This window comes from Hydrogenophaga sp. LT287 (assembly GCF_055702805.1).
The window spans coordinates 36,263-59,565 of record NZ_JBVPZC010000022.1 but is presented as its reverse complement, the minus strand read 5'-3'; the positions used below and the strand labels follow the sequence as shown (position 1 = coordinate 59,565).

The 23,303-nt window shown below is 63.9% G+C and carries 20 protein-coding genes; 12 read left to right on the top strand and 8 right to left on the bottom strand.

What is annotated here, in order from left to right; all coding sequences use genetic code 11:
- Positions 1 to 344: integrase core domain-containing protein (locus AC0GNR_RS14805; protein WP_472900213.1), on the top strand; the 344-nt coding region annotated here is incomplete at its 5' end.
- A gap of 21 nt (positions 345 to 365) precedes the next feature.
- Here AC0GNR_RS14805 and AC0GNR_RS14800 read toward each other — a convergent pair.
- Both AC0GNR_RS14800 and AC0GNR_RS14795 read right to left on the bottom strand, forming a co-directional pair.
- Positions 366 to 1,097, bottom strand: a complete 732-nt coding sequence (locus AC0GNR_RS14800; protein ID WP_472901683.1) for a hypothetical protein — start codon at positions 1,095 to 1,097, stop codon at positions 366 to 368.
- 18 nt (positions 1,098 to 1,115) lie between these two features.
- A complete protein-coding gene (locus tag AC0GNR_RS14795; RefSeq protein WP_472901682.1) occupies positions 1,116 to 2,759 on the bottom strand; it encodes a SulP family inorganic anion transporter in 1,644 nt (547 codons plus the stop codon).
- A 101-nt stretch (positions 2,760 to 2,860) separates the two neighbouring features.
- On the opposite strand from AC0GNR_RS14795, the gene bamE reads away from it, so the two are divergent.
- The gene (bamE, locus tag AC0GNR_RS14790; protein WP_472901681.1) at positions 2,861 to 3,373 is read left to right on the top strand and encodes an outer membrane protein assembly factor BamE domain-containing protein; all 513 of its coding nucleotides are present in this window, start codon (positions 2,861 to 2,863) and stop codon (positions 3,371 to 3,373) included.
- Between the two features lie 7 nt (positions 3,374 to 3,380).
- Here the strand turns inward: bamE and AC0GNR_RS14785 are convergent, their stop codons facing one another.
- Both AC0GNR_RS14785 and metG read right to left on the bottom strand, forming a co-directional pair.
- Positions 3,381 to 4,121: a YoaK family protein gene (locus AC0GNR_RS14785; RefSeq protein ID WP_472901680.1), complete on the bottom strand. Its 741-nt coding sequence runs from the start codon at positions 4,119 to 4,121 to the stop codon at positions 3,381 to 3,383.
- A gap of 9 nt (positions 4,122 to 4,130) precedes the next feature.
- Positions 4,131 to 6,185 carry a methionine--tRNA ligase gene (gene metG / locus AC0GNR_RS14780; RefSeq protein WP_472901679.1) on the bottom strand — a complete coding sequence of 685 codons (2,055 nt, stop codon included), beginning with the start codon at positions 6,183 to 6,185 and terminating at the stop codon, positions 4,131 to 4,133.
- Positions 6,186 to 6,391: 206 nt separating this feature from the next.
- Here metG and apbC point away from each other — a divergent pair, with 206 nt between their 5' ends.
- Both apbC and AC0GNR_RS14770 read left to right on the top strand, forming a co-directional pair.
- Complete coding sequence (apbC, locus tag AC0GNR_RS14775) at positions 6,392 to 7,483, top strand: iron-sulfur cluster carrier protein ApbC (protein ID WP_472901678.1); 1,092 nt, start codon at positions 6,392 to 6,394, stop codon at positions 7,481 to 7,483.
- Positions 7,484 to 7,566: 83 nt separating this feature from the next.
- Positions 7,567 to 8,004: a PACE efflux transporter gene (locus AC0GNR_RS14770; RefSeq protein ID WP_472901677.1), complete on the top strand. Its 438-nt coding sequence runs from the start codon at positions 7,567 to 7,569 to the stop codon at positions 8,002 to 8,004.
- 9 nt (positions 8,005 to 8,013) lie between these two features.
- On the opposite strand, the gene AC0GNR_RS14765 is transcribed toward AC0GNR_RS14770, so the two are convergent.
- Together AC0GNR_RS14765 and AC0GNR_RS14760 are read right to left on the bottom strand one after the other, a co-directional pair.
- Positions 8,014 to 9,591, bottom strand: a complete 1,578-nt coding sequence (locus AC0GNR_RS14765; protein ID WP_472901676.1) for a benzoate-CoA ligase family protein — start codon at positions 9,589 to 9,591, stop codon at positions 8,014 to 8,016.
- Positions 9,592 to 9,713: 122 nt separating this feature from the next.
- Entirely contained in the window at positions 9,714 to 11,291 is a 1,578-nt protein-coding gene (locus AC0GNR_RS14760) for a 3,4-dehydroadipyl-CoA semialdehyde dehydrogenase (RefSeq protein ID WP_472901675.1), read from the bottom strand.
- 158 nt (positions 11,292 to 11,449) lie between these two features.
- On the opposite strand from AC0GNR_RS14760, the gene AC0GNR_RS14755 reads away from it, so the two are divergent.
- From AC0GNR_RS14755 to AC0GNR_RS14720, 8 genes are all read left to right on the top strand, one after another.
- Entirely contained in the window at positions 11,450 to 12,418 is a 969-nt protein-coding gene (locus AC0GNR_RS14755) for a helix-turn-helix transcriptional regulator (RefSeq protein WP_472901674.1), read from the top strand.
- 140 nt (positions 12,419 to 12,558) lie between these two features.
- Complete coding sequence (gene boxC / locus AC0GNR_RS14750) at positions 12,559 to 14,217, top strand: 2,3-epoxybenzoyl-CoA dihydrolase (protein WP_472901673.1); 1,659 nt, start codon at positions 12,559 to 12,561, stop codon at positions 14,215 to 14,217.
- 98 nt (positions 14,218 to 14,315) lie between these two features.
- Entirely contained in the window at positions 14,316 to 15,743 is a 1,428-nt protein-coding gene (gene boxB, locus AC0GNR_RS14745; protein WP_472901672.1) for a benzoyl-CoA 2,3-epoxidase subunit BoxB, read from the top strand.
- Between the two features lie 360 nt (positions 15,744 to 16,103).
- Entirely contained in the window at positions 16,104 to 17,405 is a 1,302-nt protein-coding gene (gene boxA / locus AC0GNR_RS14740; RefSeq protein WP_472901671.1) for a benzoyl-CoA 2,3-epoxidase subunit BoxA, read from the top strand.
- Positions 17,406 to 17,614: 209 nt separating this feature from the next.
- Positions 17,615 to 18,271: a DUF3305 domain-containing protein gene (locus AC0GNR_RS14735; protein ID WP_472901670.1), complete on the top strand. Its 657-nt coding sequence runs from the start codon at positions 17,615 to 17,617 to the stop codon at positions 18,269 to 18,271.
- The gene (locus tag AC0GNR_RS14730; protein WP_472901669.1) at positions 18,261 to 18,971 is read left to right on the top strand and encodes a DUF3306 domain-containing protein; all 711 of its coding nucleotides are present in this window, start codon (positions 18,261 to 18,263) and stop codon (positions 18,969 to 18,971) included. The genes AC0GNR_RS14735 and AC0GNR_RS14730 overlap by 11 nt, the downstream gene beginning before the upstream one ends.
- Positions 18,931 to 21,015, top strand: coding sequence for a 4Fe-4S binding protein (locus tag AC0GNR_RS14725; RefSeq protein WP_472901668.1), 2,085 nt, complete (start codon positions 18,931 to 18,933; stop codon positions 21,013 to 21,015). Before AC0GNR_RS14730 ends, AC0GNR_RS14725 begins: the two co-directional genes overlap by 41 nt.
- 135 nt (positions 21,016 to 21,150) lie before the next feature.
- On the top strand, positions 21,151 to 21,768 hold the full coding sequence (locus AC0GNR_RS14720) for a TorD/DmsD family molecular chaperone (protein ID WP_472901667.1): 618 nt from the start codon (positions 21,151 to 21,153) through the stop codon (positions 21,766 to 21,768).
- Between the two features lie 188 nt (positions 21,769 to 21,956).
- On the opposite strand, the gene AC0GNR_RS14715 is transcribed toward AC0GNR_RS14720, so the two are convergent.
- Positions 21,957 to 22,334: a DUF2513 domain-containing protein gene (locus AC0GNR_RS14715; protein WP_472901666.1), complete on the bottom strand. Its 378-nt coding sequence runs from the start codon at positions 22,332 to 22,334 to the stop codon at positions 21,957 to 21,959.
- A gap of 54 nt (positions 22,335 to 22,388) precedes the next feature.
- Positions 22,389 to 23,072, bottom strand: coding sequence for a hypothetical protein (locus tag AC0GNR_RS14710; RefSeq protein WP_472901665.1), 684 nt, complete (start codon positions 23,070 to 23,072; stop codon positions 22,389 to 22,391).
- Between the last annotated feature and the right edge of the window lie 231 nt (positions 23,073 to 23,303).

The following is a 23,303-nucleotide window of genomic DNA, read 5'->3' as shown; positions in this document are numbered from 1 at the left end:
ACAACCCATACGCCGAATCGCTGTTCAAGACCTTGAAGTACCGCCCGCAGCTGCCGCTCAAGCCGTTTGCCGATCTGATGCAGGCCAGGCGCTGGGTGACCGAGCTGGTGCACTGGTACAACGAGCAGCACAGGCACAGTGCAATCAGCTTCGTGACCCCCGCGCAGCGCCATGCACAGACCGATGAAGCTTTGCTGCACGCACGTGCTGCGGTCTATGAAAAAGCCAGGCAACAACATCCAGCGCGTTGGTCAGGAAACACCCGCAACTGGACCTTCATCGACGAGGTTCACCTAAACCCAGACAGCCCACAAACCAAGGAGTCCGATCAGAAGGCAGCTTGATTTGACAACCTCAGGCGACAACTAGCTTGACAACTTCCGGTGCTCAATGTCCAAGGTGCGGGTCAGCCGCCGGATGGCCGCAATGTGCTTCAAGTTGCCCTCCAGCAACGGCAACAGGTCGGCGCGGATCTGGGTCGGCATGTCCGGCAGCAATTGCAACAGACGCGCCGGCAGGGTTTCACGGTCGGCTTCACCGAGTTCGGCCAGGTTCAGGGTCTCGCCCTGGGTGCCGTGCACCACGATCGCGTCTTCGTCCGTCTCGAAGCCACAGACCAGCGGATAGACCGTGCCGTGGGTGGCCCCAAACAACACCGACACCTCGCGCTGGATGTCGAGCGTGTGGGCGCGTGCGTCGTCGGTGCGGTAGTGAAAGCCGGCACAGCCCCGGCGCTCGTCGCCCTTCGAATAGTGGTAGGTGATCATCACCAGGGCTTGGCGGCCGCTGCGCACCACCTTGTCCATGGTGGCGGTGAGCGTTTCGCCCAGGTGCGGCCAGCCCAGGTTGAAGATGCCGCCGAGGTTGCGAAACGGCTGGATGATGCCCTTGGGCGTCTGGGTGGCAATGGGGATGTTGATGCGCCCGTCCATGCACTTCATCACCAGGATGGCCGTGGGGTGGCGGGCCAGGTAGCGCTGCCGCGCCAGCCAGGCTTCGGGGCTGGCGTAGTCTTGCGCGTGCCGCTGGGCCAGGCCAAACAGCCAGTCCATGCGTTCGGCAATCGGGCTCTGGAGCGGGGCCGGGCTGTGTTGCATGTGGGGCGGCCGGGGGCTTCACTGAAAGGTGTGCAGATGGGCCGCGAAACCCGAGCGCTCCATCAGCGAGCGGGGTTGGGCGTTCAGCCCCACGATGCCCAGGTGGCCCCCGCGCTTGTGCACCGCTTTGTGCAACTGTTCCAGCGCATCCAGCCCGGTGGTGTCGAGCGAGATGAGCTGGGTGGCGTCCAGCATCACGTTGACCGGGGTGGGTGAGGCCTCGACCTCGGCCACGATGGGATCGATCTTGGCCACGGCACCAAAAAACAGCGAGCCATACAGCCGGAAGGTGAGCTGCTGGCCGTTGCGCGAAATGGGCTCGGCGCGAAAGATGTCGCTCTGGCGGCGCACAAACAGCACCACGGCCAGCACCAGGCCCAGTTCCACCGCCACCGTCAGGTCAAACACGATCGTGACCAGAAAAGTGGACACCATCATGAGCCGGTAGTGGTTGCTGAACTGCTTGAGGCGGCCAAACTCGCGCCATTCGCCCATGTTCCAGGCCACAAACATCAGCACACCCGCCAGCACCGCCAGCGGTATGTGGGCCGCCAGCGGCGCGGCCAGCAGCACCACGGCGGCCAGCGTGAGGGCGTGCACCATACCCGCCACGGGCGACACCGCGCCCGAACGGATGTTGGTCACCGTGCGGGCAATGGTGCCGGTGGCGGGCATGCCGCCAAAGAACGGCACCACGGCGTTGGCAATGCCCTGGGCCATCAGTTCCTGGTTGGGGTCGTGCTTGGGCGCGTCGCCGAGCTGGTCGGCCACGCGCGCGCACAACAGCGACTCAATGGCCCCCAGCAGCGCAATGGTGAGGGTGGGCGTGACCAGCATCTTCACGGTTTCCCATGAAAAAGCGGGCAGCTCAAACGCGGGCGCCCCTTGCGGAATGCCGCCAAAGCGCGAGCCGATGGTTTCCACCGGCAGGCTGAACAACCAGGCCACCAGAGACAGCGAGATCAGCGCGACCACCGGCGCTGGCACGCGCGATGTGGCGCGCAACGCGCTCACGGTTTCAATTTTGTCGAGCTGGCGCCGAAACTGCGAGTCCACCGCCCACAGGCGCGGCCACACAAACAGCCCCGCCACGCACACCGCACCCAGGCCAAACGCGTACAGGTTGAAGCTGCCAATGTGGCCGGCAAGGGTGCTGATCTGGCTGAAAAAGTCGCCCGGCATTTTGGCGATGTCCAGCCCCAGCAGGTCGCGCACCTGCGACAGCCCGATGAGCACCGCAATGCCGTTGGTGAAGCCAATCACCACGCTCACCGGCACGTAACGCACCAGCGTGCCCAGCCGGAACAGGCCGAGCAGAAACAGCAACACCCCGGCGCTGGCGGTGGCGATCAGCAGGTTGGCCACGCCATAGCGCTCAACGATGCCGTAAACGATGACGATGAACGCGCCCGCCGGTCCGCCAATCTGCACCGAGGTGCCGCCCAGCGCTGAAATGATGAAGCCCGCAATGATCGCGGTCCACAGCCCGGCCTCGGGTTTGAGCCCGCTGGCGATGGCAAAGGCCATGGCCAGCGGCAGCGCCACAATGCCCACCGTGGCACCGGCCCCCATGTCTTTGGCCAGTTTTTCGCTGTTGTAGCCCTTGAGGTCGTTCAGCAAGCGGGGTCGAAACGGCGCCAGGGGGGGCAGGTTTTTCAGCATCGTGAAATGTTACCGTTTGCGACGGTTCGCAGAACTTACAGGAAGATGACGTCGACCTGAGGGTTTACACTGACTTTTTGGTGTTTTTTGAGGGAAATCAGATGAACACAACCTGGCACCACCTGCCCCGCTGGTTGCTGGCGGGCCTGCTGGCCCTGCTGGTGGCGGCCTGCGACCCGCAAAACATCAGCGAGCTGGAAGAGGGGCTGTCCACCGAGGCCGACGTGCGCGAGCGCTTTGGCGCCCCCGAAGCGGTGTGGGACGGCCCGGACGGCGCCCAGGTGTACGAATACAACCGCCAGCCCGCAGGCCACACCAACTACATGATCACCATTGGCCCCGACGGCAAGATGACCGCGCTGCGCCAGGTGCTCAACCCGCGCACCTTTGCGCAGGTGCAGCCCGGCATGATGATGGAAGACGTGCGCCGCATGCTCGGCAAGCCGATGAAAATCACCACCTACGCCCTGAAGCAAGAAACCCACTACGACTGGCGCTACCTGGACGGGCCGAACGAAAGCGACAGCAAGGTGTTCACGGTCATCTTCTCGCCCGATCTGCGGGTGGTTTCAACCCTGTCGGTGCGCGATCCGGATCTGGACCGCAGCCGCTGAGCGCTGGTCAGTTTGCGCGCAGGCGCTGCCAGTCGTCCAGCGCCGGGCGCAGCACCAGCAGCAACAGCAGCGCCGCCAGCGGCACGGTGCTGATGTAGCCCGCGTATTTGAAGCCCAGCGCGCCGGCCAGACCGCCCAGAAAGAAGCAGGCGATCAGCTGGCCGTGCACGCGCAGGCGCTGGCGGTTGGCGCGCACCGGCTGGTGGCCCAGTTGGCGGTTCACATAGAGCAGTTTGCCCAGCTCGATGCCGAGATCGGTGAGCAGGCCGGTGATGTGGGTGGTGCGGATGACCGCGCGTGAAATCTTGGTGATGACCGCGTTTTGCAAGCCCATGATGAAACACAGCAGCACCACGGTGAGCGGCAGAAACACGGTGGTGAACAGGCTGATGGCGGCACCAAACAGGCCAAACACCAGCAGCAGCGAGGCTTCAAGCATGAGCGGCAGGCCGTAGGCGCTGCGCAGTTCGCGCCGCAGGCCCCAGTTGACTAGCCAGGCGGTGGTCATGGCACCGAGCAAAAAAGCCAGCACCGCGCCCACCCCGGCGCCCGCCAGCACCAGCTGGCCCAGCACCAGGTTGTCGGCCACGGACGACAGGATGCCCGTCATGTGCGAGGTGTACTGACCCACCGCCAGGAAACCACCCGCGTTGGCCGCGCCGGCCACAAAGGCCAGCACCGAGCCCAGCTTCAAGTCGGCCTGCGGCGTGCGCTGCAGGCTGGTGAAGCCGCGGATGGGTTCAAACATGCGCGGCGGTCAGTGGATGCGCATGCCGGGTGTGGCGCCCGGCCACGGGTTCAGGATGTAAATGCCAGGCTGCGCCTTTTCGTCGGCGTGGCTGGCGGCCAGCACCATGCCCTCGCTCACGCCAAATTTCATCTTGCGAGGCGCCAGGTTGGCCACCATCACGGTGAGCTTGCCCACCAGGTCTTCGGGCTTGTAGACGCTGGCGATGCCGCTGAACACGTTGCGGGTCTTGCCTTCGCCCACGTCCAGCGTCAGGCGCAGCAGCTTGGTCGAGCCTTCCACCGCTTCGCAATTCACGATGTGTGCGATGCGCAGGTCGACTTTGGCGAAGTCGTCGATGGAGATCGTGTCGGCAATCGGCTCGCCACCGGGCACGGTCTTGGGCTCTTCCGCTGCCGGCGGAGGTTCAAACAGCGCATCCAGCTGCTTCACGTCCACGCGCTGCATCAGGTGCTGGTAGGCGCCAATGGTGTGGCCGGCGCCCAGCAGGCGGCCGGCGTCAGCGAAGGTGAGGGGCTCGATGTTCAGGAAGGCTTCCACGTTGGCGGCCAGCGCGGGCAGCACCGGCTTCAAGTAGAGCGAGATCAGGCGGAAGGCTTCGATGCAGGTGGTGCACACATCTTGCAGGCGGCCTTCCATGCCTTCTTGCTTGGCCAGTTCCCAGGGCTTGTTTTGGTCCACATAAGCGTTGACGCGGTCGGCCAGCAGCATGATTTCGCGCAGCGCCTTGCCGTATTCGCGCTCGGCGTACAGCTCGGCCACCGTGGGCGCCAGGGTTTGCAGGTGGTCCAGCAGGGCGTCGCCGTCGGCCGACACGGCACCGAGTCGGCCGTCAAAGCGCTTGGCGATGAAACCGGCTGCGCGCGAAGCGATGTTGATGTATTTGCCCACCAGATCGCTGTTGACGCGGGCCATGAAGTCTTCGGGGTTGAAGTCCACGTCTTCGTTTTTGCCGCTGAGCTTGGCCGCCAGGTAGTAGCGCAGCCACTCGGGGTTCATGCCGAGTTCCAGGTATTTCAGCGGGTTCAGGCCGGTGCCCCGGCTCTTGCTCATCTTTTCGCCGTTGTTGATGGTGAGGAAGCCGTGCACAAAGACGGCGTTGGGCACCTTGCGGCCGCTGAACTTCAGCATGGCCGGCCAGAACAGCGTGTGGAAGGTGATGATGTCCTTGCCGATGAAGTGGAACTGCTCGGTGGTCGGGTCGGCCATGAAGGCGTCGTAGTCACGCCCGGTTTTGGCAAAGTAGTTTTTCAGCGAGGCCAGGTAGCCAATGGGCGCGTCCAGCCACACGTAGAAATACTTGCCCGGTGCGTCCGGAATTTCAATGCCGAAATACGGCGCGTCGCGGCTGATGTCCCAGTCGCCCATTTTGGGTTTGCCGTCCGGGCCGGGTTCGATCCACTCGGCAATTTTGTTCAGCACCTCGGGCTGCACCGCACCGCTTTGCGTCCACTGGTCCAGGAAGGCCAGACAGCGCGGGTCGGACAACTTGAAGAAAAAGTGCTCAGACGTTTTCAGCACCGGCACCGCGCCCGAGAGCGCCGAGTAAGGGTTGTGCAACTCGGTGGGGGCGTACACCGCGCCACACACTTCGCAGTTGTCGCCGTATTGGTCTTTGGCGCCGCATTTGGGGCAACCGCCCTTGATGAAGCGGTCGGGCAGAAACATGTTTTTCGCGGGGTCGAAAAACTGTTCGATGGTGCGGGTCTCGATCAGGTCGTTGGCCTTGAGCGCGCGGTAAATGTCTTGTGCGAGCTGGTGGTTTTCGGGTCCGTCGGTGCTGTGCCAGTTGTCAAACCCGATGTGGAAACCGTCCAGGTAGGGTTTGCGACCCGAGGCGATGTCGGCCACGAACTGCTGCGGCGTTTTGCCGGCCTTTTCGGCCGCGATCATGATGGGCGCACCGTGCGCGTCGTCGGCGCAGACGAAGTGCACTTCGTGGCCCTGCATGCGCTGGTAACGAACCCAGATGTCGGCCTGGATGTATTCCATGATGTGGCCGATGTGGAAATGGCCGTTGGCGTAGGGCAGGGCGGTGGTGACGAACAGGCGTCTCTGGCTCATGGCAGGGGCTTTCTATCAGGGGAACCCGTGATTTTAGGGCGCATGGGCGCACGCGGCTTGGCAAGCTGCACGCCCCAGGGCGCCACGTGGCTTTGGGGGAAGCCCTCATGGTGTTTGTGTGTATCCGGTGGGGTCGGGCGGGCGGGTAGACTTCGCGCCACCTCTTCCAACACCAAAAAACCGTTCCCCACAGGAGATTTCCCACAATGGCCGTTGACCAACAAGCGCTGCTGGCTGCCCTGCAGGCTGTGACCGATCCCAATACCGGCAAAGATTTCGTGTCCACCAAGGCCGTTAAAAACCTGCAGACGCAGGACGGCGATGTGTCGTTTGACGTGGAGCTGGGCTACCCCGCCAAGAGCCAGATGCCGGCACTGCGCAAGGCCCTCATTGCGGCGGCCAAAGGCGTTGCTGGCGTGGACAACGTGTCGGTCAACATGAGCATGAAGATCACGGCACACGCTGTGCAGCGTGGTGTGCAGCTGCTGCCGCAGGTGAAAAACATCATCGCCGTGGCTTCGGGCAAGGGCGGTGTGGGCAAGAGCACCACCGCCGTCAACCTGGCCCTGGCGCTGGCCGCCGAGGGTGCCAAGGTGGGCATCTTGGACGCCGACATTTATGGCCCCAGCCAGCCCATGATGATGGGCGTGGAAGGCCGCCCCGAGAGCGCCGACGGCCAGACCATGGAGCCGCTGGAAAACTACGGCGTGCAGGTGATTTCGATTGGTTTCCTGGTGGACCGCGACGAAGCCATGATCTGGCGCGGCCCCATGGCCACCCAGGCGCTGGAGCAGTTGCTGCGCCAGACCAACTGGAAAGACCTGGACTATTTGATCGTGGACATGCCACCCGGTACTGGCGACATCCAGCTCACCCTGAGCCAGCGCGTGCCGCTGACCGGCGCCGTGATCGTGACCACACCGCAAGACATTGCCCTGCTCGACGCGCGCAAGGGCATCAAGATGTTTGAAAAAGTGGGCGTGCCCATTTTGGGCATTGTGGAAAACATGGCGGTGTATTGCTGCCCCAACTGCGGCCACACCGAGCACATTTTTGGCGCCGACGGCGGCAAAAACATGGCGGCCGAATACGGCATGGACTACCTGGGCGCACTGCCCTTGAACATGCAGATTCGCGTGCAAGCCGACAGCGGCATGCCCACCGTGGTGGCCGACCCGGACGGTGAAATTTCTGGCATCTACAAAGCCGTGGCGCGCCAGGTGGCGATCAAGATCGCCGCCCGCGCCAAAGACTTTTCCAGCAAGTTTCCGAGCATCAAGATTTCGAAAGAAACCTGAACCGCTTTCGCCTGCACACCCCGGGGCCGCAGAAGCGGCCCTTTTCTTTGGTTTCACCGAAATTCCGGCAACCGCCTGCGTCCATGTCTTTGTCCCCCCGCACCCGCCGCATCGTTCAGGCCGTCCTGTACGAGACCTTTGCCATCGCCTGCGTCGCGCCCATGCTGGTGCTGGTGTTTGGGCAGTCGCCGCTGTCTTCGTTGGGGCTTTCGGTCACCATGTCCAGCATTGCGCTGGCCTGGAACTACACCTTCAACTTCTTCTTTGAACGCTGGGAATCGCGTCAGTCCGTCAAGGGCCGGTCGTGGCAGCGCCGGGCTGCCCATGGGCTGGGCTTTGAGGGTGGGCTGGCGCTGATTTTGGTGCCCGTCATGGCCGGCTGGCTGGGCATCACCTGGTGGGAGGCCTTCGTGGCCGATCTGGGCATTTTGGTGTTTTTCCTGGTCTACACGGTGGTGTTCACCTGGGTGTTTGACCGGGTGTTTGGGCTCCCGCAATCGGCGCAGGAGCCCGCCCGCTGAATCAGCGTTTTAGCGCTCAAACAGCCGCTGCGTTTCCAAGTCGCGCAGCTTGAAGCGCTGGATCTTGCCGGTGGCGGTTTTGGGCAGTTCGTCCATGAACTCAATGAAGCGCGGGTACTTGTAAGGCGCGAGTTTTTCTTTCACGAAGGCCTGCAGTTCGGCTTCGGTGGCTTGCGCGCCATTTTTCAGCACCACATAGGCCTTGGTTTTGGTCAGGCCGTCGTCGTCGGTTTTGCCGATCACAGCGGCTTCGAGCACGGCTGGGTGCTGCACCAGGGTGGCCTCCACCTCGAACGGGCTCACGTAGATGCCGCTGACCTTGAGCATGTCATCGTTGCGTCCGGCGTAGGTGTAGTAGCCGTCGGGGTCGCGGGTGTATTTGTCGCCGCTTTTGGTCCAGCTGCCCTGGAAGGTGTCGCGCGATTTGGCGCGGTTGTTCCAGTACATCAGCGCCGCGCTCGGGCCTTGTATGTAGAGATCACCGATCTGGTTGTGGCCGGTGATCACGCTGCCGTCTTCGTTGCGCAATTGCACCTCGTAGCCTGGCACCGCCTTGCCGGTGGTGCCGTAGCGCACGTCGCCCGGGCGGTTGGATAAAAAGATGTGCAGCATCTCGGTGGAGCCAATGCCGTCGATGATCTCGCAGCCAAAATGGGCCGTCCAGCGCTCGCCAATGTCGCGCGGCAGCGCCTCGCCCGCCGACGAGCACAGGCGCAGCGCCACCTGGCTTTTGGCCGGCAGGTCGGGCGATGCCAGCATGCCGCCGTAGCCGGTGGGCGCACCAAAAAACACCGTGGGCTGGTGGTCCACCATGCGTTTGAAGGTGGCCTGCGGCGTGGGCCGCTCGGCCATCAGCACCACGCTGGCACCCACGCTCAGCGGGAAGCTCAGGCCGTTGCCCAGGCCGTAGGCAAAGAACAGTTTGGCGGCGGAAAACACCGTGTCGTTTTCCTGCAGACCCAGCACCGCCTTGCCGTAGAGCTCGGCGGTCCAGTACAGGCTGGCCTGTGTGTGCACCGTGCCTTTGGGACTGCCGGTGGAACCGCTGGAATACAGCCAGAAGGCAGGCTCGTCGCCGTGCGTGTCGGCACCCTCGCCCGGGGCGTGCGCGGCCACGAGCGCTGCCATGTCATGCGCGCCCGCAGGCAGGGCATCGTGGGCGCGTGAGACCACCAGGTGTTTCACCTCGTGGCCGCCCGCTTCCAGCGCCGTTTGCAGCGTGGGCAGCAGCGCGGCTGAGACGAGCGCCGCTTGCGCCCGGCTGTTGGCCAGCATGTAGCCATAGTCTTTGGTCGTGAGCAGGGTGTTCACCGCCACCGGCACCACGCCCGCGTGCAGCGCGCCCAGAAACGCCACCACCCAGTCGCTGCAGTCGTGCATGAGCAACAACACGCGCTCTTCGCGCTTCAGGCCCAGCGCCTGCAGCGCACCGGAAAAGCGCTCTACCTGGTCGGCCAACTGGCCGTAGGTGAGCGAGCCGGCGTCGTCGATCAGCGCAGCTTTGCCAGCCCGACCGGCGTTGAGCGCGATCAGGTGGCGGGCGAAGTTGAAGCGCTCCGGTGGGGCGGTCGTGTCGGTGTGGCTCATGGTTTGTCTCCTGCTATGTTCTGCAATACACCCCGTTCGGGCTGAGCCTGTCGAAGCCCTCGCGAGCCCTTCGACCAACTCAGTGCGCACGGTCGTTGAGTCAACTCAAACGGGGATCGGGCTCACGGTTTGAAAGATATGCCCGTAGCGGCCAGCACGTCCAGCGCGGCGCTGCTGGCCTGCACGGCGCTGCGGCGGTGGTAGAAGCCCAGCGCGCGCAGGCCGCCCAGCTCTTCGCCACCACCTGCGCGGCCGGGGCCGCCGTGCAGGCTCATGGGCATCACGTTGCCGTGGCCGGTCTGGCTGGCGGCCACGTCGGGGCTGATGATGTGCACGCGGCCATGGCTGTCGGCCAGCGCCTGCGCAGCGCGGGCCATGAAGGCCGGGTCGGCGCTGTAAACCGACGCCACCAGCGAGCCTTCGCCACGGCGAATCAGCGCGTAGGCCTGCGCTTCGTCGTCATAGGCCATAAGCGTGGCCACCGGGCCAAACACCTCCACCGCGTGCAGCACCTGGGCTTGCGTGGGCTGGCGGTGGCCCAGCAGCACGGGTGCCACGCAGGCGGCCACGGCGCGCTCAGCGTCCACCAGGGCGGCGCTGTTGCCGTCAAACAGCACCTCGGCTTCGGTTTTCAGGTGGTCGATGCCGGCCAGCACGCTGTCAAATTGCTCGCGGCTCACCAGCGAGCCCATGCGCGTGGTTTCGTTTCGGGGGTTGCCCACGGTGGTTTTGGCCAGCTTGGCGCCAATGGCCTGGGCCACGGCGTCAAACAGGGCGCGCGGCACAAAAATGCGCCGAATGGCGGTGCATTTCTGACCGCTCTTGCCGGTCATTTCGCGCGCCACTTCGGCCACCAGCAGGTTGAAGGCTTCGCTGCCTTCGGTGGCGGCGGGGTCGAGCAGGGCGCTGTTCAGGCTGTCGGCTTCAATGTTGCAGCGCACCGACCGCTCGGCCACCGCCGGGTGGCTGCGGATGATGCGGGCCGTTTCAGCCGAGCCGGTGAAGCTCACCACGTCAAACGGCTGCAACTGGTCCATGAGCCCCGCCGACGAACCGCAGATGACCGACAGCGCGCCCGCCGGCAAGATACCGGCGTCCACCACGTCTTGCACCATGCGCTGGGTCAGCCAGGCGGTGGCGGTGGCGGGTTTCACGATCACCGGCACGCCCGAAAGCAGCGCGGGCGCCGCTTTTTCCCACAGGCCCCAGCTCGGGAAGTTGAAGGCGTTGATGAACAGCGCCACGCCGCGCGTGGGGTTCAGCACGTGTTGGGTCTGGAACACCGGGTCTTTGCCCATGCGGATGCGCTCGCCGTCGAGCAGCAAGTTCGCGTCGCCCAGGGCCTCGCCCTGCTTGGCGTAGTAGCCCAGGGTGAAGATGCCGCCGTCGATGTCCACCGCCGAGTCTTTGGTTACCGTGCCGCAGTTGGCGGTGGCGATCTCGTAGTAGGCGTCGCGGTTGGCTTGCAGCACTTTCACCATCTCGCTGAGCAAACCGGCCCGTTGTTTGTAAGTGAGTGCTCGCAAGGCTTCGCCGCCCTGTTCACGGGCAAAGGCAAAGCCCTCGGTCAGGTCCAGGCCGGTGTTGCTCACGCGCACCAGGCCGGTGCCCTGCACCGGGTCGAGCAGGGTGGTGCCGTTGCCGGCACCGGTTTGCCAGCGGCCGGCGAGGAAGTTGGGGAGCAAAGGCAGAGTGGTCATGGGGTCTCGCTGGGTAAGGGTATCGGGGAGGGCTGTTCGCCGGTCGGGATTGACGCTATAAATGCATTATCTTGCGCCTGACACAGCATGCATTAAAGTGCATGTTTCGCAGACTGGCAAGTCTAACTAGGGTTTTCCCTGAATTGAAGAGCACATTTATGAACCAACTGGCGACCGCAAAAGCCCCGGCCGTGGACCTGGCCCCCGCTACGGCGGGCACCCTCGACGCCACGCCCGACGAAGCCCCGCGCCACCCGTTTCTGGTGGCGCTGGGTGAGCGGGTGCGCACGCTGCGCTCGCGTCGCGGCATGACGCGCAAGGCCGTGGCCGTGGCGGCCGACGTGTCAGAGCGCCACCTGGCCAACCTGGAGTACGGCACCGGCAACGCGTCGGTGCTGGTGCTGCTGCAGGTGTCGCAGGCGCTGCATTGTTCCTTGACCGAGCTGCTGGGTGACGTGACCACCAGCTCGCCCGAATGGCTGCTCATACGGGAGCTGCTGGAGAACCGCAACGAAGCCGACCTGCGCCGCGCGCGCGTGGCCATTGGCAGCCTGCTGGGCGGCGGTGCTGTGGCGGGGGGTGACGTGGGCCGCAGCGCCCGCATCGCGCTCATTGGCCTGCGCGGTGCGGGCAAGTCCACGCTGGGTCAGCGCCTGGCCGACGACCTGGGCTACGCCTTCATTGAACTGAGCCGCGAAATTGAAAAATTTGCGGGCTGCAGCATCAACGAAATCCACGCACTCTATGGCACGCCGGCTTACCGCCGCTACGAGCGCCGCGCGCTGGAAGAGGCGATTCAAATTTACCCCGAGGTGGTGATTGCCACGCCCGGTGGCCTGGTTTCAGACGCTGCCAACTTCAACCTGTTGCTGAGCCACTGCACCACCATCTGGCTGCAGGCCGACCCGGCCGACCACATGAGCCGCGTGGCGGCACAAGGCGACATGCGCCCCATGGCCGCCAGCCGCGAAGCCATGGAAGATTTGAAGCGCATTCTGGCTGGGCGCTCGGCCTTCTATTCCAAGGCCGATCTGCAATTCAACACCAGTGCCTACAACGTGGACGACGCCTTTGCCGCCCTGCGCCAGCAAGTGCGCGAGGTGCTGGGTGTTTCATGGCATGCATAAAAGTGCATTGACGTTTTTAAAAAGATGCAATATTATTCACATCAACGGGTTCTGACAGGCGTTTGAGTGCAGGCCAGACCCGGTGCAGCACCCGTGTCCACGGGTGTCCCCCAGCCGAACACCCGCCCGAGGAGACAGACATGACCACCAGCACCGCCGTTGACTACCGCACCGAACCCAGCCAGTACCGCCACTGGAAGCTCGCCTTTGCTGGCGACGTGGCCACGCTGTCGATCGACATCGACGAAGACGGCGGCCTGCGCCCCGGCTACAAGCTCAAGCTCAACAGCTACGACCTGGGTGTGGACATTGAGCTGCACGATGCGTTGAACCGCGTGCGCTTCGAGCACCCCGAAGTGCGCACCGTGGTGGTCACCAGCGGCAAGGACCGTGTGTTTTGCTCTGGCGCCAACATCTTCATGCTCGGTGTGTCCAGCCACGGCTGGAAGGTGAACTTCTGCAAGTTCACCAACGAAACCCGCAACGGCATTGAAGACACCAGCAAACACAGCGGCCTGAAATTCCTGGCGGCCCTGAACGGTGCGTGCGCCGGCGGCGGCTACGAGCTGGCCCTGGCTTGCGACGAAATCTTGCTGGTGGACGACCGTTCCAGCGCCGTGAGCCTGCCCGAAGTGCCTTTGCTCGGCGTGTTGCCCGGCACCGGCGGCCTGACCCGCGTGACCGACAAGCGCCATGTGCGCCACGACCTGGCCGACATTTTCTGCACCACCAGCGAAGGCGTGCGCGGCCAAAAGGCTGTGGACTGGCGCCTGGTGGACGCCGTGGCCAAGCCGCAGCAGTTTGCCGCCGCCGTGACCGAGCGCGCCGCCAAGCTGGCCGCCCAAAGCAGCCGTCCAGCCGGCGCCAAAGGTGTGGCCCTGCCACGCGTTGAGCGCACCGACAGCGCCGACGGCATTGCCTACACCTATGTGAATGTGGCCATTGACCGCGCCAAGCGCAACGCCACCCTCACCCTGAAGGCACCGAGCGGTGCGCAGCCCACGACAATAGCCGGCATCGAAGCCGCCGGTGCCGCCTGGTACCCGCTGCACATGGCCCGCGAGCTCGACGACGCCATCCTCAACCTTCGCACCAACGAACTCGACATCGGCACCTGGATCTTGAAGACCGAAGGCGATGCCGCCGCGGTGCTGGCCAACGACGCCCTGATGCTGGCCCACAAAGACCACTGGTTTGTGAACGAGACCATCGGCGCGCTGCGCCGCACCTTCGCCCGCCTGGACGTGTCGTCGCGCAGTCTGTTTGCCCTGATCGAAGAAGGCTCCTGCTTCGCCGGCACGCTGGCCGAACTGGCTTTCTGCGCCGACCGCGCCTACATGCTGGCCCTGCCCGACGACGCCGACAAGGCACCCAAGCTGCAGCTCAGCGAGTTCAACTTTGGCTTCTTGCCCATGGTGAACGACCAGTCGCGCCTGCAGCGCCGCTTTTATGAAGAGGTGGGCCCGATGGAAGCCGCCCGCGGCGCTATCGGCAAGTCACTCGACGCCGACGCTGCCTTGGCCCTGGGTCTGGTCACCGCCGCGCCCGACGACATCGACTGGGCCGACGAAGTGCGTATGGCGCTGGAAGAGCGCGCGTCCATGTCGCCCGACGCCCTGACCGGCCTGGAAGCCAACCTGCGTTTTGCACAAAAAGAAAACATGGCCACCCGCGTGTTTGGCCGCCTCACCGCCTGGCAAAACTGGATCTTCCAGCGCCCCAACGCCGTGGGCGAAAAGGGTGCGCTGAAGGTCTACGGCAAAGGCGACAAAGCGCAGTTCGACATGAACCGCGTCTGATCCGATTCCTTGAGTCTTGTTGTGCGGTGGGTTTCCCGGTGGAGCCAGCCGCAACCTTAGAGCAGTCCACCGAACGAGAAACCTGCAGGAGCCAAAACATGTCCACCATCGACTACAGCGACAAAATTCCGAACAACGTCAACCTGAGCGAAGACCGCACGCTGCAGCGCGCGCTGGAGCAATGGCAGCCCAACTACCTGAAGTGGTGGGACGACATGGGCCCGGACGGCTCGCAAAACTTTGACGTCTACCTGCGCACCGCCGTGAGCGTGGACCCGCAGGGCTGGGCGCAGTTCGGCCACGTGAAGATGCCCGACTACCGCTGGGGCATCTTTTTGAACCCCGCCGAGCAAGACCGCAAGATCCATTTCGGCGACCACAAGGGCGAAGCCGCCTGGCAAGACGTGCCTGGCGAATACCGCGCCAACCTGCGTCGCATCATCGTGACGCAGGGAGACACCGAGCCGGCTTCGGTGGAGCAGCAGCGCCACCTGGGCCTGACGGCGCCCAGCCAGTACGACCTGCGCAACTTGTTCCAGGTGAACGTGGAAGAGGGCCGTCACCTGTGGGCCATGGTGTATTTGCTGCACAAGTATTTCGGCAAAGACGGCCGTGAAGAAGGCGAAGCCCTGCTGGAACGCAACAGCGGCAACGCTGACAACCCGCGCATTCTGGAAGCCTTCAACGAAGAGACGCCCGACTGGCTGTCGTTCTTCATGTTCACCTACTTCACCGACCGCGACGGCAAGTTCCAGCTGTGCGCCCTGGCCGAGTCGAGCTTCGACCCGCTGGCCCGCACCACCAAGTTCATGCTGACCGAAGAAGCGCACCACATGTTCGTGGGCGAGTCGGGCGTGAGCCGCGTGATCAACCGCACCTGCCAGGTGATGAACGAGCTGAAGACCGACGACCCGGCCAAGCTGCGCGCCGCCGGTGTGATCGACCTGCCGACCATCCAGCGCTACCTGAACTTCCACTTCTCGGTGACGATCGACCTGTTCGGTGCCGACGAGTCCAGCAACGCCGCCACCTTCTACAGCACCGGCCTCAAGGGGCGCTATGAAGAAGGCAAGCGCACCGACGACCACGTGCTCAAGGGTCAGTTCTACAAGGTGCTGAACGTGCAAAACGGCCAGCTGGTGGAAAAAGAAGTGCCGATGCTCAACGCGCTGAACGAAGTGCTGCGCGACGACTACATCAAGGACAGCGTGGGCGGCGTCGAGCGCTGGAACAAGGTGATCGAGAAGGCCGGCATCCCCGTGCGCCTGACCGTGCCGCACAAGGCTTTCCACCGCAACATCGGCATGCTCAAGGGCGTGAAAGTGGCGCCCGAAGGCCGCGTGATCTCCGAGTCCGAATGGAACGCCAACCGCGACAACTGGTTGCCCAGCGAGAGCGACCGCGCCTTTGTGGCCAGCCTTATGGGCCGCGTGGTCGATCCCGGCAAGTTCGCCAACTGGATCGCGCCGCCGGTCATGGGCATCAACCGCCAGCCGGTGGACTTTGAGTACATCCGCTTCGCTTGAACTGTTGACCCCCCGCGCCGCGCCCAAGGGCGCGTCACCCCCCAGGGGGCGATGCGAGTGGCCCGGCAAAGCCGGTTCCACCGCATCCTGGGTGGGGCACCTCCCGCCCCGGCTACACCGGGGCGTTCCTTTTTTTGCCTCTGATGAGCACGGGTCGGGGTGACCGGCGCAGTTAGGTACAGGAGGAGCCGGCGGCAGGCCGGCGGGGGACACGAACGGAGTCGGTCGCCCCGGCCCGTGCGGTGACGTGCCAAAGCCACCAGAGATTCGAGCGGCGTTGTTTGCCCCAGCCCAGCGCTTTCATCAAGAAGCCACGACAATCCAGACCCAAGCATCCCCACGAGAAGCCGGAGACCACCCATGAACGCCCCAGCCGAAGCCGCTGTGATCAAGCAGCACCTGATCGACCCTGAAATCTGCATCCGCTGCAACACCTGCGAAGCCATCTGCCCCGTGGGCGCGATCACGCACGATTCGCGCAACTACGTGGTGGACGCCGAAAAGTGCAACTGGTGCAACGACTGCATCTCGCCGTGCCCCACGGGTTCGATCGACAACTACCGCACCATGCCGCGCATCAAGGTCTATTCGCTGGCCGAGCAGCTCACCTGGGACGAACTGCCGGTGGAGCTGTCTGCCGAAGAGCGCAAAGCGCTGGCCGGCGACGATGCCGCCGGCGAGCCTGCGCCAGAGGCCGAGACCGAAGCCGCCGTGGCGGCCGACCCCACCGGCGAGACCGCGTTCAACTCGGGTGCGTTTGGCGCCCATGTGCCGCCCTGGTCGGCCGCCCATGCCTACACCAACCTGTATGGCCCCAAGGCCGCGCAGAAAACCGTCACCGCCACCGTGGTGGGCAGCGTGCGCGTGACCGAGGTCGGCAAACAGGCCGGCCACGACTACGACACCCACCATGTGGTGCTCGACTTCGGCAGCATGCCGTTCCCCGTGCTCGAAGGCCAGTCCATCGGCATCGTGCCGCCCGGCACCGACGCCAACGGCAAACCGCACCACGCGCGCCAGTACTCCATTGCCAGCCCGCGCAACGGCGAGCGCCCCGGTTACAACAACCTGTCGCTCACCATCAAGCGCGTGCTGGAGGACCACCAGGGCCAGCCGGTGCGCGGCGTGGCCAGCAACTACATGTGCGACCTGCAAGTGGGTGACACCGTGCAGGTGATCGGGCCGTTTGGCAGCAGCTTCTTGATGCCCAACCACCCCAAGAGCCACATCGTCATGATCTGCACCGGCACCGGCAGCGCACCCATGCGCGCCATGACCGAGTGGCGCCGGCGCCAGCGCGCTTCCGGCAAATTTGAAGGCGGCAAACTCATGCTGTTCTTTGGTGCCCGCACGCCGGCCGAGCTGCCGTACTTCGGCCCGCTCAACAATTTACCCAAAGACTTCATCGACGTTGAATTTGCGTTCTCACGCGAGGTAGGCAAACCCAAGCGCTATGTGCAAGACGCCATGCGCGAGCGCGCCGCCGACCTCGTGCCCCTGCTGCAAGACCCCAACGCGTACTTTTACGTGTGCGGCCTGAAAAGCATGGAAGAGGGCGTGGTGCTGGCCCTGCGCGATGCGGCACAAAACGCCGGCCTCAACTGGGACACCCTGGGCGCGGCGCTCAAGCGCGAAGGCCGCTTGCACCTGGAAACCTATTGAGCGCCTGAACGTGGGTGGGTGACCACCCGGCAACAAAGGGTCTGGCGGGCGTTGCCCACCAGACCCTTTTTTCTGGGTGCGGTTTTTGTGCCGTTTTATCAGGGTTTCCCCTCTGAAAGCACTGCCCGCAACGGGGAAAGCGCCCGGCGCCCGCTGAGCCGGTCCGGGATGGCTTACATTGCGGTCTTTCCAACATGACCGAAAACCCCATGACCCCCACCCCCAACCGCCCCGCCATCGAGGTGGACGTGGTCATGCGCCGCGAGCCGGTGAGCGGCCCCATGAGCCGCTGGCAAGCCTGGCGCTGGGTGCTGGCCGACGTGTTGCTGCGCAGCAGCCCCGAAGTAACAACCGCCCTCACACCCGACGACGTGCACGAGCCGCAGGCCGTCGAACCCATTGATGGCGCCGGCCACGGTGCGTCCACCCATTGGCTGTTTCCGCGCTTTCGCGTCACCTTGTTTCGTGACGACGCCGAAGGCTATTTTCTGAACCTGAACAGCCCCACGCCCTGCTTTTGGGTGGTGTGGCGCCCCGACGAAGCCCAGCTGGTGGACGGCGAGCCCCTGGCCGTGCCGCAAACCGTGACGCTGAGCTACCACGACGCCGGGCGCTGGCTCGACGCACAAGAGCGCGTGGAGCAGGTGGCCGCGCCAGAAGATGCGGTGGATTGGCTGCGCGCCTTTGTCGACACCACCTACCAGCCCGAGCCCAAACGCCGCAAGCGCCCGGACAGCTTCAAAACCCTGACCGACCGGTTTGGTCAGCCGGTGCGCATCAGCACCGAAAAGCGGCCCACCGGCCCACAGCCTGGCCCAGCGCCGGCCCGCCCCGGCCAGGGCAACGGAGGTGGCCATGGCCGCTGACGACGACAACTTTTTTTCGCGCTGGTCGCGCCGCAAGGTGCAGGTGCGCACCGGCCAACCGCTGCCGGTGGAGCCGCCCCCACCAGCGGCGCCGGCGCCCCTGGTGGCCCGCGCTGCCCCGTCGCTCGCCCCTGAGCAGCCTGAAAAGGCCCAACCGAGCGCCGATGCGCCCGCCGCACCACCCGCTGCCGAGGCACCCCCGGTGCTCACGCTCGACGACGTGGCGAAACTCACCCGCGACGCCGACTTCAAACCCTTCATTGGCCGCCAGGTGCCCGCCGAGGTGCGCAATGCCGCCATGAAGAAGCTGTTCACCGATCCGCACTACAACGTGATGGACGGGCTCGACATCTACATCGACGACTATTCCCAGCCCAGCCCTTTGTCCGCAGCCATGATGGCCAAAATGGTGGGCGCCCAGTTTTTGAAACTGGTGGACGACCCCAACGAGGCCAAGCCCGCCACAGTGGCCGTGGCTCCGGCTGGCGATGCCTCGCCCGAGGAGGCACCGCCCGACAGCGACGCGCCAGCACAGCCTCAAGCCAACACCGCTGGCGCTGAGCTTGAAGCAGCACCCGACACCCCCACCGGCGCAGCCACTGCGCTGGCACAACCAGAAAACCACGATGACCACGCTGATCTGCAACTGCAACCAGACCATGCCCCTGAACGCAAAAGCCCTGGGCGAGGCGCTGGATGAAGACCTGACACTGCACACCACCCTGTGCCGGCGCGACGCGCCGGCCTTTCAAAAGGCCTGCCGCAGCAGCGACGACCTGGTGGTGGCCTGCACGCAAGAAAGCCGCCTGTTCACCGAGCTGGCTGAGCAAACCGAGGGCGCTGTGTCGCTCGACGTGCGGCCCATTCATTTTGTGAACATCCGGGAAACCGGTGGCTGGGGCCGCGAAGCCGCCCAAGCCACGCCCAAAATGGCCGCCCTGCTGGCCGCCGCCCGCCTGCCCGACGCCGAGCCTGTGCCCACCGTCACCTACAAAAGCGCCGGGCGCCTGCTGGTCATCGGCGCGCTGGAAGACGCCGAGCGCGCCGCCGCGCTGGTGGCCGATGTGCTGGACGTGACGCTCATGGCCATCGGCGGTGCCGGCATGCAGGCGCGCCGCTTCCCAGTCATTGCCGGTGAGCTGCCCCAGGTGCGCGGCTGGCTGGGTGCGTTTGACGTGCAGTGGACCACCAGCAACCCGATTGACCTGGACCTGTGCACTCGCTGCAACGCCTGTGTGGCCGCCTGCCCTGAAGATGCCATTGGTCTGGACTACCAGATCGACATGAGCCGCTGCCAGTCGCACCGCGCGTGTGTGAAAGCCTGCGAAGCCGTGGGCGCCATCAATTTCCAGCGCGCGCCCCAAAGCCACAGCGATAAGTTTGACCTGGTGCTCGACCTGCGCAAAGCGCCTGCCTTCAGCCAACACGCGCACCCGCAAGGCTACGTGCACCTGCCCGGGGGCCTCAACGACGCCGCCGCCATGCAGGCCATCATCAAGCTGCGCAACCTGGTGGGCGAGTTCGAAAAACCCAAGTTTTTCACTTACAAACAAAAAATCTGCGCCCACAGCCGCAACGAAACCGTGGGCTGCAACGCCTGCGTCGAGATTTGTTCGGCGCTCGCCATCAGCAGCGACGTGAAGCGCAACCAGATCGTCGTCAACCCCAACCTGTGCGTGGGCTGCGGCGCCTGCACCACCGTGTGCCCCACCGGCGCTCTGAGCTACGCCTACCCCCGCGCCAGCGAGCAGGGCGTGAAACTGCGCACCCTGCTCGCCACCTACGCCAAAGCCGGTGGCAAAGACGCGGCACTGCTGCTGCACAGCCAGGAAGCCGGCGCCGCCCTCATCAGCGACCTGGGCCGTGCCGCCGCGCTCGACAAAACCGTGCGCGGCGTGCCCGCTCGCGTCATCCCGCTGCCGCTGTGGCACACCGCCTCGGTGGGGCTTGACGTGTGGCTCACCGCTTTTGCCTACGGCGCCAGCCAAGTGTGGGTGCTCATGACGGGAGAAGAAGCCCCGCAGTACCGCGACGCCGTGGTCGAGCAAATGGCGGTGGCGCAGGCTATCGTGAGCGGCCTGGGCTACAGCGGCCAACACTTCAAGCTGCTTGAGGCGCGCGACGCCCGCGACCTCATGGCGCTCGACGCCGCCCTGGGCGAAGCCCCGGCGCAGGGCGTCAAACGCCGCGCGAGCTTTGCCGTGCAAGCCGAAAAGCGCGCCACCGTCGAGCTGGCCATTGACCACCTGCTGCAAGACAGTGCTGCCCACCCGCAGCGCGTCCAGGCCGGCGAAGCGCTCGCGCTGCCTGCCGCATCGCTGCTGGGCAGCATCGCCGTCAACAAAGACACCTGCACGCTGTGCCTGAGCTGCGTCAGCGCCTGCCCGGCCAGCGCCCTGCAAGACAACACCGAGCGCCCGCAACTGCGCTTCATTGAAAAAAACTGCGTGCAGTGCGGCCTGTGCGCCAGCACCTGCCCCGAAAACGCCATCACGCTCACGCCGCGCCTGCTGCTGTCCGAGCAGCGCAAACAACTGCGCGTGCTCAACGAAGCCCAGCCCTACCAGTGCATCCGCTGCAGCAAACCCTTTGGCACGCTCAAAGGCATTGAAGTGATGCTGGGCAAGCTCGCCGGCCACGCCATGTTCCAGGGCGAAGCGCTGGAACGCCTGAAAATGTGCGGCGACTGCCGCGTGGTGGACATCTACTCCAACCCGGGCGAAACCCGCATCCATGATCTGTAACCCCCTGCGCCGCTTCGCGTCTTCCCCCCAGGGGGAGCACGCCTGTGGCCTGGCACAGCCAGGTTCACGGTGCGCCTTGCCAGGCTCTGGCATGCCCAGTTTTGTCGCGCACAGCGAATCCAAGCAGCAAGCAACATGAACGACTCCATTCCCGTGTCCTCCGCCCTCGACGAAGAAACCGCCCGCGCCGAGGTGTACGGCCTGCTGGCCGCGCTGTTCTACGCGCCGCCCACGCCTGAACTCATGTCGCAACTGCGCGTGGCCGTCACCGAAGCACCCGCCGCCGGTGGCTTCCTGGAAGAACCCTGGCGCGACCTGGTGGCCGCCGCCCGCGCGGTGGACGACGCTGCCGTGGCCGTGGAATTCGACGCCCTGTTTGGCGGTATCGGCAAGCCCGAAATTTTCCTGTTTGGCTCGCACTACCTCAGCGGTTTTTTGAACGAAAAACCGCTGGCCGCTTTGCGAGGCGACCTCGCCGCGCTCGGCCTCGGGCGCGACGACACCATGTCAGAAACCGAAGACCATTTCGCCTACCTGTGCGAAGTCATGCGCTACCTGATCGCAGGCGACGAAGTCGAGGTGTCCAACCTGACCCAGCAACAAAAGTTCTTCAACGCCCACCTGCAACCCTGGGCACACACCATGTGCGACACCGTGGCCGCACACCCCAAAGCCAAGTTCTACGCCGCACTGGCCGGGTTCACCCGGGCGTTTGTGGCGGTTGAAATACAGGGCTTTGACATGCTGGCCTGAATCGGCTGGCGGTGCTCAATTCGGGCATCGAGGCGCATGGCTATTGGCCGCCTGGACCGGTGTGTTGATGAGCCCTTGTGATTCGAGGGTTCGGTGGCAGGTCCCGGCCAGCACCAGCCGGTGAGAGCCAAAGAAAGAGGACGCTCAACGTTTGAATTCAGTCGGCCTGGGTCGGCTGCAATGAATGGTTAGCCACCAACCGCGCCGCCGAGAAGTGCTGTGGCCACCTGCTTGGCTCCCTCTTTGACCAAATCAAATGTCATGGAAACACCTTGCTCCGCAAACACTTTTTTGGTCCTTTTCCAAACGGTTTCACTGCGGATTGAATCCAAGAACTCATGACCGCTCCATGTCAGTTTGCCAGCAATGAAGTCCGTCACTTCAGGCCCAACGGTCTTAACCATTTGACCCTTAACCAGCCCCGCTTCGATTAGGAGCGCCATGTGATAGGAGATTTCAGCGGCCCGCTCCTCGGGGAAATCTCCAAGACGCACCATCTCGACAGGCAGTGTGCACTCTTCAACCTTGGCCAAGAGCTCACGAATGGTGTCCCAATTACGCTTCATATTTGTACGCTCCCAATGAATGATGGTTTGTTGGTGTCTAAAGTGATGGCGGATTCAAAAGTGAGGTGCAGCACCCTTGATTTCAGTCTTATGTGGGAAAGCAGCCGTAGGTAGGAAGAGAGCGTTCGGATGGCTAAGTGGAAAGCTGTCCCTCAACTCATGGTTCGTTGACTGTGATTCAGAAACCTCATCCGGTTCCTCATAGAAAGTATCCTTCGTCTTCCCCCAAGCTTTTAGAAAGCGATAGTTCCGGTACTTGAGCCGGAGACGCTCACGCAAACATGGGACTCGACCATCATCATAACAATTACGAATCACAACGTCCAATTCAAACCTAAGCGCGGTAGCCTTTTCAATAAGATCTCGCGTATTGTTCAAATTTGCCGACCTTCGAGCAGCCCAGTCAGGAAGATAGCTCAAACTGCGAATAGCATCCTCAGCCCCCCAAAGAGAATAGCGAACCCTTGGACGAAGCAACTTTAGGGTCTTCTGGGCATTTTTAGCCCTTTCAATCCATCTGGGTCGTTGCTTTTCCTTTGCGGGCTGAAGCAGCGTATTACTTGAAGCCACCACTTCATGAAGTGCCTGGCCTAGGTCAACGATGTAAGCCTCCAGCGCCTTGCGCTTCACCCCGCGCAATTCGGTGTTTTGATCGGCACCGATTTTTAAAAAAAGACCAACAAATGAAGCAATCGCAGCTATGACGGCACTAATCAAGATAACTGTTTCTTTATCCACGCTGCACCTTATCTAGGTCACCTAACGCCTGAATTAATCCGACCCGCGAGGCGGGTTCGGCTCGAATGAATTTTTTAGAGCTTGACCCGGATTGCATCGGCTATCTCCCGAGCCACTACGTTGCATGCAGCTAGCAGAAGTTCCTGCTGGACCTCTGATGGAGCACCGCAAGCTCGCCAAGGTCTGTCAGGCAGTCAAGTGCTAGGCCGAGCTAATTGCGATGCAGATAGT